Annotated in this window: 14 protein-coding genes and 1 pseudogene; 4 read left to right on the top strand and 11 right to left on the bottom strand. The window is 69.5% G+C overall.

The window, feature by feature from the left end; translation table 11 throughout:
* The first annotated feature begins 363 nt into the window (after positions 1–363).
* Both BSL84_RS30240 and BSL84_RS30245 read left to right on the top strand, forming a co-directional pair.
* Positions 364–561: a hypothetical protein gene (locus BSL84_RS30240; protein WP_075971629.1), complete on the top strand. Its 198-nt coding sequence runs from the start codon at positions 364–366 to the stop codon at positions 559–561.
* Between the two features lie 255 nt (positions 562–816).
* Positions 817–1,782 carry a serine hydrolase gene (locus BSL84_RS30245; protein ID WP_075971630.1) on the top strand — a complete coding sequence of 322 codons (966 nt, stop codon included), beginning with the start codon at positions 817–819 and terminating at the stop codon, positions 1,780–1,782.
* 87 nt (positions 1,783–1,869) lie between these two features.
* Here BSL84_RS30245 and BSL84_RS30250 read toward each other — a convergent pair whose 3' ends face one another.
* The 7 genes from BSL84_RS30250 to BSL84_RS30280 form a co-directional block, all read right to left on the bottom strand.
* On the bottom strand, positions 1,870–2,334 hold the full coding sequence (locus BSL84_RS30250) for a hypothetical protein (RefSeq protein WP_075971631.1): 465 nt from the start codon (positions 2,332–2,334) through the stop codon (positions 1,870–1,872).
* Positions 2,335–2,399: 65 nt separating this feature from the next.
* The gene (locus BSL84_RS30255; protein ID WP_079273353.1) at positions 2,400–3,272 is read right to left on the bottom strand and encodes an efflux RND transporter periplasmic adaptor subunit; all 873 of its coding nucleotides are present in this window, start codon (positions 3,270–3,272) and stop codon (positions 2,400–2,402) included.
* Positions 3,273–3,274: 2 nt separating this feature from the next.
* Complete coding sequence (locus BSL84_RS30260; RefSeq protein ID WP_075971633.1) at positions 3,275–3,688, bottom strand: hypothetical protein; 414 nt, start codon at positions 3,686–3,688, stop codon at positions 3,275–3,277.
* The gene (locus BSL84_RS30265) at positions 3,685–4,140 is read right to left on the bottom strand and encodes a hypothetical protein (RefSeq protein WP_075971634.1); all 456 of its coding nucleotides are present in this window, start codon (positions 4,138–4,140) and stop codon (positions 3,685–3,687) included. The genes BSL84_RS30260 and BSL84_RS30265 overlap by 4 nt, the downstream gene beginning before the upstream one ends.
* Positions 4,141–4,150: 10 nt before the next feature.
* Complete coding sequence (locus BSL84_RS30270; protein WP_075971635.1) at positions 4,151–5,398, bottom strand: ABC transporter permease; 1,248 nt, start codon at positions 5,396–5,398, stop codon at positions 4,151–4,153.
* Positions 5,395–6,081, bottom strand: a complete 687-nt coding sequence (locus BSL84_RS30275; protein WP_075971636.1) for an ABC transporter ATP-binding protein — start codon at positions 6,079–6,081, stop codon at positions 5,395–5,397. The genes BSL84_RS30270 and BSL84_RS30275 overlap by 4 nt, the downstream gene beginning before the upstream one ends.
* Positions 6,078–7,214 carry an efflux RND transporter periplasmic adaptor subunit gene (locus tag BSL84_RS30280; protein WP_075971637.1) on the bottom strand — a complete coding sequence of 379 codons (1,137 nt, stop codon included), beginning with the start codon at positions 7,212–7,214 and terminating at the stop codon, positions 6,078–6,080. Before BSL84_RS30280 ends, BSL84_RS30275 begins: the two co-directional genes overlap by 4 nt.
* A 1,184-nt stretch (positions 7,215–8,398) precedes the next feature.
* Between BSL84_RS30280 and BSL84_RS30285 the strand changes: the two are divergent.
* Positions 8,399–8,677, top strand: a pseudogene (locus tag BSL84_RS30285) (ester cyclase); the annotation flags it as partial.
* Between the two features lie 105 nt (positions 8,678–8,782).
* On the opposite strand, the gene BSL84_RS30290 reads toward BSL84_RS30285, so the two are convergent.
* The 3 genes from BSL84_RS30290 to BSL84_RS30300 form a co-directional block, all read right to left on the bottom strand.
* Positions 8,783–9,865, bottom strand: coding sequence for a class I SAM-dependent methyltransferase (locus tag BSL84_RS30290; RefSeq protein WP_075971638.1), 1,083 nt, complete (start codon positions 9,863–9,865; stop codon positions 8,783–8,785).
* A 274-nt stretch (positions 9,866–10,139) separates the two neighbouring features.
* Positions 10,140–10,559, bottom strand: coding sequence for a GerW family sporulation protein (locus tag BSL84_RS30295; protein WP_075971639.1), 420 nt, complete (start codon positions 10,557–10,559; stop codon positions 10,140–10,142).
* Positions 10,556–11,218: a class I SAM-dependent methyltransferase gene (locus BSL84_RS30300; RefSeq protein WP_075971640.1), complete on the bottom strand. Its 663-nt coding sequence runs from the start codon at positions 11,216–11,218 to the stop codon at positions 10,556–10,558. The genes BSL84_RS30295 and BSL84_RS30300 overlap by 4 nt, the downstream gene beginning before the upstream one ends.
* Before the next feature lie 61 nt (positions 11,219–11,279).
* On the opposite strand from BSL84_RS30300, the gene BSL84_RS30305 reads away from it, so the two are divergent.
* The gene (locus BSL84_RS30305) at positions 11,280–11,753 is read left to right on the top strand and encodes a MarR family winged helix-turn-helix transcriptional regulator (protein ID WP_199838767.1); all 474 of its coding nucleotides are present in this window, start codon (positions 11,280–11,282) and stop codon (positions 11,751–11,753) included.
* Positions 11,754–11,796: 43 nt separating this feature from the next.
* Here BSL84_RS30305 and BSL84_RS30310 read toward each other — a convergent pair whose 3' ends face one another.
* Positions 11,797–12,102 carry a sulfurtransferase TusA family protein gene (locus BSL84_RS30310; RefSeq protein ID WP_075971642.1) on the bottom strand — a complete coding sequence of 102 codons (306 nt, stop codon included), beginning with the start codon at positions 12,100–12,102 and terminating at the stop codon, positions 11,797–11,799.
* Positions 12,103–12,115 lie beyond the last annotated feature (13 nt).

Genomic DNA, 12,115 nt, shown 5'->3' on the forward strand with positions numbered 1-12,115 from the left:
CTTCCAGGGCGCGAATGGGTTAACGGAAGGTGTCTTCATCCCTGTGCTGTGGGCAGCAAGCACGAAGTACCGCCCATGGGCTCACCCGTCCCACCCCGACCCGAACAGCAGTTCCTGCGCGGCAGGTCCGCCAGCGGCTCCAGTACCAACCGCCCGGCCCGCGTCCGGGGTTCGACCCGGCCGCACCGGTCCGCGATCCGCAGACCTGCACGACCTCGCGCTTGGCCGGCAGGCAAGCCGAGCGGGCAGGGGGCGAGTACGGCTCCACCGACTCAAAGATCTTCACGGGACGGCCCTCAGCCTCCTCGCCGGGTCCCAGGCATTTGACAGGCGTCTCACAGACATGGCACGGATGATGTGCGGATGAGCTCGAAGGCATTGAGGGACGCCATCCATGAGATGCACGCGTCTTTCGACGTGATTCACGCATACATCGAGCTGGCGCACCGCGGTGTGAACTCGGAGCAGGTGCAGGCCATTCTGGAGCGGATCGAGGCCGAGGCTCAGCGCGGCGGCAGCGCGGCGCACGAGGCGTGGCTCTGCACGCACCGATCCCCCTGACAGCGCATCAACCGGATCTCAGACGCTCATAGCGCGGCAAAGCACTGACGGCCCGAGGGGACTCTGGAGCCGTCAGCCGGGTAGTTGCAGCAGGGATCACGAGGGAAGTTGGCGGCTGCTGGACGGCGTCGTCTCACGCCGCCTCAGTCGGAGAACGTGCCACCTGGCGTAGGAACGTGGTGGACCGGGCACCTTCACAGCGGATTCAGAGCGGACGCAAACGCGTTTCTCATACCGGATTTCTAGCGTCGCCTCATGGCACGCCACAGGCACTCTTCCCCGTCCCGGAGACCCCGCTACCTCGTGATCGGCACGGTGGCCGCGCTGAGCGCTGCGATCGGCTTCGTCCACGCGGAGTCAGGACCTCAGGCGGGTGGGAAGCCGGTGAGGACCGCCGCCGCGGTGACCGAGCTGCCGAGTCCGTCGGCGACTGCGTCCGCCCAGGCCGATGCCGAGGCCGACCGGCAGGCTGAGCTCGCGGCAGGCGTCGAAACCGCGGTCCGGGAGGCTGCGGAGGGGGCCGGAGGGAACGCGGCCGTGGCGGTGCTGGACCTGTCCACCGGCACAAGGGCGTCGGGCGGCACCGCTGACGCGGACGATCACGAGTTCGACACCGCCAGCATCGTCAAAGTCGACATCCTGGCCGCCCTGCTGCTGCAGGCGGCTGACGACGGGCGGGCGCTGACCGCACAGGAACGCCGGCAGGCAACGGTCATGATCGAGAACAGCGACAACACGGCAGCGGACGCCTTGTGGAACGCCATCGGCGGCGCGAAGGGGCTGGCGGAGGCCAACACGCGGCTGGGCCTGACCGAGACCGTACCCGGCGACGGGCCCTACTGGGGTCTCACACAGACCACGCCGGACGACCAGCTGCGACTGCTCCAGGCGGTGTTCGGCGAGGACTCGGCCCTGTCCGCGGACGCCCGGTCCTATCTGCAAGGTCTCATGGGCTCCGTCGCGGCCGACCAGGACTGGGGCATATCCGCGGCTGCGGACGACCCGGACACCGCGCAGCTGAAGAACGGCTGGCTCGCGCGCAGCGGGACGGGGCTGTGGGTGACCAACAGCATCGGCCGGGTGGAGGTCGCCGGGCACACCCTCCTGCTGGCCGTGCTGTGCGACGGCCAGCCCTCGCAGGAGACCGGCACGGCCTTGGTCGAGGACCTGGCGGTGGCGGCGAGCCGCCCGTTCGCCGACAGCACTGCTACCGGCGGGTGACCCGGCCGGGCGGGCGATCCCGCCCGGCTGTGGACGGAACCGGGGTCCGGGGCGTCCTCGGTGGCAGGCAGTCAGGCAGATGGGACCCTAGCGGGGCGGTGACGGCACCGTCCGCAGCTCGTCCCCGGTCTTCAGCGTGACGGTCTTGCCGTCGGACGTCTTCACGGTGACGGATTCGTCGGTCACCTCGGTGATGGTGCCCTGAAGGAGGCCGGGGATCTGCCGGGCACCGCCCGGGGCCTGCTGCCCGAGGGCCTGCCCCTGGCCGGTTCCCCGTCCGGGGAACCGGCCCTGCCCGCCGCCGGCCGGGGGTTCGCCCTGTCCGAAGCGTCCGGCAGACGCTCCGGGGCCGCCTCCGGTGTCCTTCTGTCCCCAGTTGCGGTCGGCGTGGATGCCGGCGACGAGGCCGCCGACGCCAAGGACGCCGACGGCCAGGAACGTGGTGAGCAGGGGCAGCTTCTGCCGGGGAGGATGGGCGGCAAGCGCCTCTTCGAGGCTGCCCTCGAACGGTGAGGTCCTGAGGATGTCGTGAGGATCGGTCTGCTCGGGCATGGGCGCGAGTATCGCCGAACTCCCTGTGAATCAGTTGGTCAGGAGCTGTGAGTTCAGTGAGAAGATCAGGCTTGAACCTCCACCGTCACCACCTGACCCGCCCGGACCGTCGCCGGAACGCTGTCGAGGGACACCAGGACGGTGTAGCGCACGACCTGCGTCGAGGACTGCTGCATCCCGCCACCCGTACCGCTGCCCGAACCCTCCGACGCGACGGGGACGGGCGATACGGAGGAAACGGTGCCCTTAACAGAGGTGTTCAAAGCACCGAAGGACACCGTGGCCTTCTGGCCGTCCCTCAGCTTGACGACGTCCGCCTCGGTGAAATCGGCACTGACCTGCAGCGCGGACAGGTCGGTGAGAGTAAGGACCGCCGCTCCACGGGCCACCGACTGGCCGGCCTCGGCATCGACCGCGGTCACCGTGCCGGCGAACGGAGCGATGATCTTCGTCCCGTCCACCGCGCGCTGGGCCTTGCGGTAGGCGTTGCGGGCCTTGATGAACGACGCGTACGCCTTGTTGTAGCTCTCGGTGCCGCTTTCGGCCTCTTCCAGGGTCTCGCAGGCGACGAGGTAGGACGCGTAGGCCGCCTCCTTGCTCTCGACCGCCTCGGTGGAGTCGAGCTGGGCCAGGACGTCTCCCTTGGCGACCTTCTGGCCGGCCTTCACCTTGACCGTCGTGATCGTCCCCTCGGTCGTGAACGACAGCGACCGGGAGGTAAGGCTCTCGATCGTCCCCGACGCCGAGGGGCCCGTGCTAATTTCCGCGTCCGGGACGGCCGTGGAGGGATCCTTGACGGACGGGGAGGGAGTCGTTCCGTCCGCGTGGGCCGGAATCGCCGCGCTGCCCATCAGTACGGCCCCGAGCATCCCGTACACGGCGCCCAACCGGCGTCCGTTTCCGGCCGGCGCCGTTCGGCGCCTCTTGCCTGTCGCCATGGTCAGCCTCCGCTCTGCTCGCCGTTGGCTCCGGAACCGCCGCCGCCTCGCTGGGGCCGCAGGGAGGCGCAGGCCTGCATGGCCTCCTGCTGTTCCGCCGACATGCTCGGCATGCCGGAAGGCCGCCCAGACGGCGCACCTTCGGGCCGGCCACTGGGCATGCCCTCGGGCCGCCCGCTCGGCATGCCGGAAGGCCGTCCGGACGGTGCGCCTTCGGGGCGGCCGCTCCGCATGCCCTCAGGACGCTGGCCGCCCCGGTCGGGCATCGTCACGCCGTGCTGCTTGAGGCACTCCTGGAACGCCTGCATCGGATCGGACGAGGGCTTCGGGTCGGCCTTCTCACCGCCGCAGGCCACCGTGGCCAGCAGTATCCCCGTTATCGCAGCTGCGCCCAGCATCTGCTTGACCGTGCTCACTGCTGCGCTCCTTGGGTCGGGGCGGGGGACTGGGTCTGGGGCCGGAGCATGACGGAGTCGCCGGTCTTGACCTCGACGGTCTTGCCGTCCGGGGTCGTGACCTCCACCACCCCGTCCTTGATCTTGCTGATCGTTCCGGAGGACATCCCCTGGCGCCCCTGGCCACCGCCCCCGCCGCCCTCTCCGGTCGCACCCGGCAACCGGCCCTGCGGCCGGTTGCCGGCCGCAGCGTCACCGCCGGGCATCTGGCCTCCGGAGGGGCGGGCGCCGGAGGTGTCCCCGGTGCCCTTCTCCACGTACACGCCGCCGATGAATCCGCCGACGGCCACGACGCCCGCGGCCAGGAACAGCGCCACTCCCGGCAGCCTCCGGCGTGCGGGTGCGGCCTTGAGGTCGGCGTCGAGGTCCCCCGCGAACGGGGAGCCTGCCAACAGATCGGTGTCTTGGTTCACTGCACTGTCCTCACTCATGGCGCAGCGCCTCGATGGGGCGCAGGCCTGCGGCACGGTTGGCCGGGTAGCTGCCGAAGAAGAGGCCGATGGCGACCGAGACGCCGAGCGCGAGGCCGATCGACCAGGGGGCGATCACCGGCTGGACGCCGACGATCTCGAACTGGCCGCCGATCACCCCCGCGGCGACGCCGAGGACGCCGCCGATCAGGGAGAGGATCGTGGCCTCCGCGATGAACTGGCCCAGGATCGCGCCGCGCGGGGCGCCGATGGCCTTGCGGATGCCGATCTCACGGGTCCGTTCGGTGACGGTGACCAGCATGATGTTGGTGACGCCGATGCCGCCGACCAGGAGACTGATCGCCGCGACCGCGCCGAGCAGGACGGTGAACGTCTCGCTCGATTCGGCGACGGCCGACTGCAGGCTGGCCTGGTTGAAGACCTGGAAGTCGGTGCCGCCGTGCCGCTGGTCGAGAACGGTGGTGATCTCGGCCTGCGCCGCGTCGACCACGCCCGCGGTCTTGGCCTGCACGACGATCTGGCTGAGCGCGCCGTAGCTGGTGAGCGTGCCCTGGACGGCGGTGTAGGGGGCGATGGCGATGTCGTCGGCGTCCTGGAACCCTCCCGAGGAGGAACCTGACGTGGCCAGCACTCCGGTCACGGTGAAGAAGGCGCCGTTGACGTTCATCTTCTTGCCGATCGGGTCGACCTGTCCGAAGAGCTGCTCGGCGACGGTCTGCCCGATGACGGCGACCTTCGCCCCGGCGGCCACCTGCTCGGCGGTGAAGAGCGATCCGCGCTGGATCGTCTTGTTGCTCGCCTTGAAGTACGCCGCGTCGCTGCCGACGAACTGACCGATGCTGTGGCTGGTGGTCAGGTAGGTGGTGGTCTGGGCACTGGCGTTGACCACCGGTGAGGCGCTCTCGATGGACGGCGTGTTCACCGGGTCGACCAGGGCCTTGGCGTCGTCCACCGTGAGCTTTTTGGCCTGTGTGCGAGGCCCCGTCGCCGTCTGCTGCTGGCCCGGGGCGGCCTGGCGTGCTCCGCCCGCCTGTCCGGTGGTGGACGTGGAGACGGTCAGGGCGCCGGCGCCGAGGCGGGTGATGCTGTCCTGGATCTGCTGGGACGAGCCGTTGCCGACCGCGACCAGGAGGATGACGGCGCCGACACCGATGAGGATGCCCAGGGTGGTGAGCCCGCTGCGGAGCTTGTTGGAGCCCAGGCCGCGCAGGGCGAACCGGAGGATCTCGAAGGGGTTCACTGTCTGCGGTCCTCCACGATGTCGCCGTCGACCAGGCGAATGACGCGCTTGGTGCGCATGGCGACCTCGTCCTCGTGGGTGATCAGGACGATCGTCCGGCCGGATGCCGAGAGCTGGTCCAGAATGTCGAGGACGTCGAGGGTGGACTTGCTGTCGAGGTTGCCGGTCGGCTCGTCGGCCAGCAGCAGGGCCGTCGCGGTGGCCAGGGCCCGCGCGACGGCGACACGCTGCTGCTGTCCGCCGGACAGCTCGTTCGGCTCGTGACCGGTCCGCTCGGCCAGCCCGACCATCTCCAGCGCCGCGAGCGCCCGCCGCCGCCGCTCGGCCGGCTTGACACCGCCGTAGGCCAGCGGGAGCTCGACGTTGGCCAGTGCCGTCATCCGCGGTATCAGGTTGAAACTCTGGAAGATGAAGCCGATCTTCCTGTTCCGCAGGATCGACAGCTGCGTCTCACTGAGCCCGCTGACGTCCGTACCGTCCAAGAGGTAGCTGCCGCCCGTCGGTACGTCCAGGCAGCCCAGGATGTTCATCAGCGTGGACTTCCCGGAACCGGACTGCCCCATGATGGCCACGTAGTCACCCTGCTGCACCGTCAGGTTGGTGCCGCGCAGCGCGTGGACCTCGGTCTCACCCTGCCCGTAGACCTTGGTGAGGCCGCGGACGTCGATGACCGGGGTGCTCATCGGCCACCACCGCCGCCCGGCGCGCGACCGCCACCGCCGCCACCGAACCCGCCGCCACCCAATCCGCCGCCGCGCGGCTGCGTACCGCTTCCGCCCGTGCCGGTGGTGACCGTGATCTGAACCTGCTCGCCCTGCTGCAGGCCGGATTTGATCTCGGTGCCCGAACTGCCGGCGATCCCCACGGTGACGCGCTTCACGACCGGCTTGCCGTTCTCCACCACGGTCACCGTGTTCTGCCCTCCGGCGCTCGTGACCGCCGTGCTGGGCACGTACAGGGCGTCCTTCACCTCGGAGACGGTCACCGTCGCACTGGCGGTCTGCCCGATCCGCACCTGCTCGGGCTTGTCATTCAGAGCGATCGTCACCCCGAAGCTCACGACGTTGCTCTCCGTCGTCGGAACGCTGTCGATGGCGGCGACCTCGCCCTGCGCCGTGACGCCCGACAAGGCGGCGAAGGTGACCGTGGCGGCCTGTCCGACCTTCAAACGGGTGGCGTCGGCCTCGGTGAACTTGCCCGTGACCTGGACCGCGCCGGGGTCGGCGAGCTCGATGAAGCCACCCGACGAGGAGCCGCCCGACGAGGAGCCAGCCGAACCCGAGGACGCGGAAGACCCCGAGGACCCGGAAGCCGATTCCCCGACGCTGCCGTTGACGGCCGTGACCGTCCCGTCGATCGGCGCGTACAGCACCGTCCCATCGAGCGCCCGCTGCGCCGCGCTCACCGCGTTCTTGGCCTGCACATAACTCGCATTGCCCTGCGCGGTACTGGTGTCGCCGTCGGCGGCCACGACAAACTGCGCCTTCGCGGCGTCGAGCTCTTCCTGGGCCTCGGTCGGGTCAAGCTCCGCCAGCTTCTGCCCCTTCTTCACCGTGGCACCGACCGCGACATGGATCTTCGTGACCGTGCCGGAGCCGCTGAAGGCCAACGCGCGTTTCGTCGCGCTTTCCACCGCCCCGGAGGCGGACACCGAAGCGGTCAGGTCGCCGCGCATCACCTGCGTGGTCCGGGTGGTGGCCGAGGCAGTTGCCTCCTCGTCGCCGAGCGACACATACGCGAAGCCGACGCCCCCCGCCAACAGCACGGCCAGCGTGCCGTTGACCAGGACAGCCCGGCCTCTCCTCACAGATCTCATGGACCGTGAGACTGGCCTGCGCACCTGTGACCGCAATAACGATTGTCTGTGAATGCCATAAGAATCCGCACCGCGAAGACCTCACCACGTGACTTTGTCTGAATGAAGTAGGTCTGTCATCGACGTGTCCCTGACTTCAGGCCGCGGAGGGTGAGCCACGAGTCGCATCGCAATCGGCGACTCGTACGGCATCGAGCTCGCTCTGACGCCCCTCCATGGGCGGGCTTAGCTCGGCGTTTCGCTGCTCAAGTCGGGCAATTCGACCGATGAGCCCGTCGCGACGCCGTCGGCTGCCCCCGGGCCGGACGCGAAGGGCGGTGTCCGGCTCCCGCGCACCCGGCCACGCGGATCAACCGAGTGCTCTGGAGCGAGCCCCGGTCGATCCGCGTGGCCGACGACAAGGGGTACTCCTCCCGCGCCAACCGTGCCTACCCGCGCAGACGCGGCATCGAGGCCGTCGCGCGGAGAAGGGGGGTCGGGCCGCCCATCGCAAGAACAGGGGTCGCGGGGGCGGCCCACCCCTCACCTGGATGCGGCATCTCGAATGACGTACCGGCGACATTCTGGGTGGCGTGGAGCGCCGGACGCCCCTCAGGCGTGCGTCAAAGGCCGCACGTAGTGCCCATCGCGCACGTAATGCACATCGATCTTGCGTCCGCTTTGCGCCTCACGCGCCGCTGACCTGTGGCTTTCCTTGACCTGTTTCGGCTCTACATGTTTTTTGTGACGCATCATGTCGAGTGCGTCGCGATCCTTGAGCCCGCCGAAAAGGGCCGATGACCTGCGGCTTTGCCGAGTGTGCATGATGTGCGTTACGTGCGTTACGTGCGTTACGGGCGATATCTTGACGCATGTCTGACGCACGTGACGCACGTTTGACGCACGGATGGCCCGTTGCCTGACGGGTCGTCATGCGTGGTTTGAGGCTGCCGGGCGGGGTGCTTGCCTGTGTGGAGGGAGCCCCCGCGACGGAGCGGTGAAGCCGGCTGTCGAGCGGTTGGCCGGCCCCGCCCCTTCGCTTCTCGGCCGTGACGTTCCGTGATCCTGGGGCGGGTGTCGGACGGATGCCGTGTCAGGGGCCGTAGGGGCCCCAGTGCCCGTCTTGCGGTCATGAGAACTGAGGGGTGCTGGCTCCGAACCAGGCATAGCCTGAAATTGTCCCGAGCTCTCCTACGGGAGGCGTCATGACATTCGTACAAGTCATCGACTGCGAGACGAGCAGGGCCGATGAGTTGAACAAGCTGATGGACTCCTGGGTCGAGGCGACCCAGGGCAAGCGGACGGCGCCCCACTCGATCGTGGGCCGGGACCGCGCCGACTCCACTCACGTGGTGGAGATCGTGGAGTTCCCCTCGTACGAGGAGGCGATGAAGAACTCGCACCTTCCGGAGACCGACCGGATCTTTCGGGAGATGGTGGCCCTTTGTGACGGGGAGCCGTCCTTCACGGACCTCGACGTCATATGAAGCGCCGTGGACTCACAAGGGCTCTTCCCGACGTGACCGCAGTGGGGGCAGCAGGATACGCGCCGTGCGCGGCAGTTCAGCCGAGGCGACTCGTGCGCCGGCTCAGGGCTTGGTCGCGACGTAGTAGACGTTGAGCGGGTCGCCCTCCACGGTCTTGCTGTCGATGCTCTCGAAGCCGGCGTCCCGGAGCATGCGCTCCGCCGTCTCCTGGCCCCAGGCCGTGCCCAGGCCTGCACCGCCGGTGCTGAGCGAGGTCGTCATGCAGTAGAAGACGGAGAACGTGTAGAGCGCCGGACCGAAGGGGTGCTCGATGTTCTCCTCCAGCCTGCTGGAGGCCGCGATGTCGCCCATGAGGAAGGTGCCGCCCGGGCGCAGGGCCTTCGCGATCGCCGTCAGGGTCTCGGCCGGCCGCGCCAGGTCGTGGATCACGTCGAACGCGGTGATGACGTCGTACTCCCCGGTGATCCGCGTCGAATCGGCGAGCGTGTACCTGAGGTTGTCGAGCCCGGAGCGCGCCGCCTCGGCGCGTGCGGTCTCGATGGCGGATTCCGACTGGTCCAGGCCGTTGAAGCGGCTGGCGGGGAACGCTTGGGCCAGCACGAGCGGAGCGTGCCCCTGCCCGGTGCCGAGGTCCAGGACGTCGATGCCCTCCCTCAGCCGCTCGGCGAGGTCCGGCACCAGCGGCACGATCGTGTCCACGAGCGCCAGGTCGTACACCCGGGCGCTTTCCTCGGCCTGGAGCGTCTGGAAGCGCGGATACGCCGAGTACGGTACGCCGCCGCCTTCCCGGAAGCAGCGCACCACCTGCTGTTCGACCTCACCCATGAGTCCGATGTACTGCATCATCCCCGCCAGGTTGTCGGGGCCGGCCGCGGTCGTCAGGCAGGCGGCGTGTTCCGGCGGCAGGACGTAGGTCCGCCGCTCCGGGTTGTACTCCAGGAATCCGCCGACGACCATGCCGCCCAGCCACTCGCGCACGTATCTCTCGTTCAGGCCTGCGGCCTCGGCGATCTCGGTGCTGGTCGACGGCGGGAGGGTGGCCAGTGTGTCGAACAGGCCGCACTGGTGACCGGCGCTGGTCAGCAGTGCGAGGGCGCTCTTGTTCAGCACGTCGAGAACTTCGCCGGCGAACGCCTCCTGCTTGGCGGCATCGACGGGAGGCTGCGGTGTTTCGGGAGCGGACATGGCCATTCCTTCCACCAGACGTAGGTGGGCGCGCCGAGAGACATCTGTTTTCACGATAAGTCTGGACTGCTACATCGGCCGTGCTGGCCCGATTGCTGCGGGTCAGGCCGCAAGTGCGAGAGCAGCGGCGATGACGTCGGTGATCTTCAGCGGTGCGTCGGCTGGGAGGAAGAACACCACACAGGGGATGGCCGCCACGCCTGATGCTGAGCGCTGTGCGACGGCTTCGCCGGCTTCCTGACTCGTACGACCATGCGGGCATGCGCGTCGTCAGTCAGGTGTTCCGCTCGGCCCGCCGCCGCGCAAGCCGGGAGGCGGCCATGCCGGTCAGGAGGGCGGCAAGCGGCACGACGATGTTCATCCAGGGGTCCCGGACGGGTTTGTAGGAGGCGGTTCCGCCTTTGATGACGATGAAGCCGCGGGGGCGGGCCGCGGCTCCGCCGCCGCCCCCTCCGCCTTCGCCGTTCTTGGCCGACGTGGTGTCGCGGCCCGCGCCGCCGCCGAAGCCGTAGGCGATCTCGGCGACGGGGATGACGGTGACGCCCCCGCTGGTGACGGGCTCGCCGTAGACGGCCCGCACGGAGGCCCGCGCGCCGAGCTTGTCGGCCAGGTGTTCCAGCAGGTCTGCGGAGGCGCGAGCGATGGTCGACTCCGCCAGTGGGGTGGGCTGGGCCTTGTCGTCCGGGGCGGTCATCGCTTGCCTCCGTGGTCACTGCGTACGGCGGTGCCGAGGATATGGGTGCCGGCCGGCGTTGGGATCCGGGTCTCCGGGAAGTCGAAGCGGCCGACGGTGGTCAGGGTGAAGCCCGCTCCGGTGATGGTCGTCTGAGTGTCGCGGCCGGTGTGGCAGCCGCCCATCAGTCGCGGCCAGACGGTGGCGTCGAGGGCGCGCTGGACACGCCGCATCGCGGGAGTGTCGGCCTGGACGTGTTCGAAGAACCGCAGTTGGCCGCCCGGTCGGAGGGCTCGGTGGAGTTCGGACAGTGCCGCATGCGGATCGGCGATGGAGCAGAGCGTGAGGCATACGACGGCCGCGTCGAAGGAGGCGTCGGGGAAGGGGAGCCGCTCGGCGCGGGCATCGCGCATCTCTACGGGGAGGGAGGTGTCGGCGGCCCGGTTCTGGGCCAGTGCGCGCAGGTTCGGTTCCGGTTCGACGGCGATGAGCCGTGTCACTTCGGGCGGATAGTGGGGGAAGTTCAGACCGTTGCCCGCTCCGATCTCGATCACCTCGCCGGTCAGGCCGGCCAGCAGCCGCCGACGGTGTTCGGCGACGCCCGCCTTCTCGAGGGCGGGGCCGGCGAGCCGGGCGTAGAAGCGGGCGAAGAGCGGGTGCGGCTTGATCGGTTGCGTCATGGCGACCGTCTCCTCTGCGGCAGCCCCCGGAGGCTACTCTAGTATGCGGAGGTGCTACATAGTGAAGTCACTTCACGATATGCCGGACCGGCCCGTTCCCGCCAGGGCTGCGCTCGACCGGCTGTTTGAGCTGGCTGAGGTCCTGGGCGGGATCATGCAGCGGGGGATGGCCGAGAAAGGGTTGACCACGGCGCGCGCAGGGGTGCTCTGGGCCCTGTTCCACGGCGGGCCTGTGACGCAGAGGGCCCTGGCCGCGCGGCTCGGGGTCACGCCACGCAACGTAACGGGGCTCCTCGACGCGTTGCAGGAGGACGGGCTGGTGGTTCGCGGGGTGCACCCCACCGACCGGCGGGCCACGCTCGTCTCGCTCACGCACGAGGGGCGTTCGGTCACGTCGGCGCTACGGGGTGGGCGCGATGAGCTGGCCGCCGTCCTGTTCGCGGACGTGCCCGCCGACCAGCTCGATACCTTTGTGGCGACTCTGGGGCTGGTGACCGAGCGTCTGAGGGCCGTCGGCGCCGACAGCCCTGAGTGACCGGCTGAGCCGGCGGTCGGGCTCGAGTCGCTGCGGCCGGGTGTCAGGGTGTGTTCCTGTGCCAGGGTGCGTCGGGCCTGGTGCCGTGTGCGTCGGCCGTGAGCCGCAGGGCGTAGACCTCTCGTCCGGCGGGGTCGGCGACGGGGCCGAGGTAGTGGTGGCCGGTCATGTGGCACCAGGCGGGCAGGTCGAGCGGTGCGGCGGGGTCGGTGGCGATGACGTGGACGACGGTCTCCGGGGCGGCGCCGTCGATCTCCTTGCGCAGTCGCAGCAGGAGGGTGACACAGAGCAGGCCGGTGCCGTCGACGGTGATGCCGGGGGCGGGGCTTTCGGGGGTCGCTACGTTCATCAGTGGGCTTCCG

This window comes from Streptomyces sp. TN58, from assembly GCF_001941845.1.
In the GTDB taxonomy this organism is placed as follows: domain Bacteria; phylum Actinomycetota; class Actinomycetes; order Streptomycetales; family Streptomycetaceae; genus Streptomyces.

What these genes read in the sequence shown, in the direction of transcription:
- BSL84_RS30295 (WP_075971639.1), bottom strand. Translation starts at nt 10,559, where the DNA reads ATGACCGCCCCGGACGACAAGGCCCAGCCCACCCCACTGGCGGAGTCG.
- BSL84_RS30290 (WP_075971638.1), bottom strand. Translation starts at nt 9,865, where the DNA reads ATGTCCGCTCCCGAAACACCGCAGCCTCCCGTCGATGCCGCCAAGCAG.
- BSL84_RS30245 (WP_075971630.1), top strand. Translation starts at nt 817, where the DNA reads ATGGCACGCCACAGGCACTCTTCCCCGTCCCGGAGACCCCGCTACCTC.
- BSL84_RS30275 (WP_075971636.1), bottom strand. Translation starts at nt 6,081, where the DNA reads ATGAGCACCCCGGTCATCGACGTCCGCGGCCTCACCAAGGTCTACGGG.
- BSL84_RS30240 (WP_075971629.1), top strand. Translation starts at nt 364, where the DNA reads ATGAGCTCGAAGGCATTGAGGGACGCCATCCATGAGATGCACGCGTCT.
- BSL84_RS30310 (WP_075971642.1), bottom strand. Translation starts at nt 12,102, where the DNA reads ATGAACGTAGCGACCCCCGAAAGCCCCGCCCCCGGCATCACCGTCGAC.
- BSL84_RS30300 (WP_075971640.1), bottom strand. Translation starts at nt 11,218, where the DNA reads ATGACGCAACCGATCAAGCCGCACCCGCTCTTCGCCCGCTTCTACGCC.
- BSL84_RS30250 (WP_075971631.1), bottom strand. Translation starts at nt 2,334, where the DNA reads ATGCCCGAGCAGACCGATCCTCACGACATCCTCAGGACCTCACCGTTC.
- BSL84_RS30255 (WP_079273353.1), bottom strand. Translation starts at nt 3,272, where the DNA reads ATGGCGACAGGCAAGAGGCGCCGAACGGCGCCGGCCGGAAACGGACGC.
- BSL84_RS30280 (WP_075971637.1), bottom strand. Translation starts at nt 7,214, where the DNA reads ATGAGATCTGTGAGGAGAGGCCGGGCTGTCCTGGTCAACGGCACGCTG.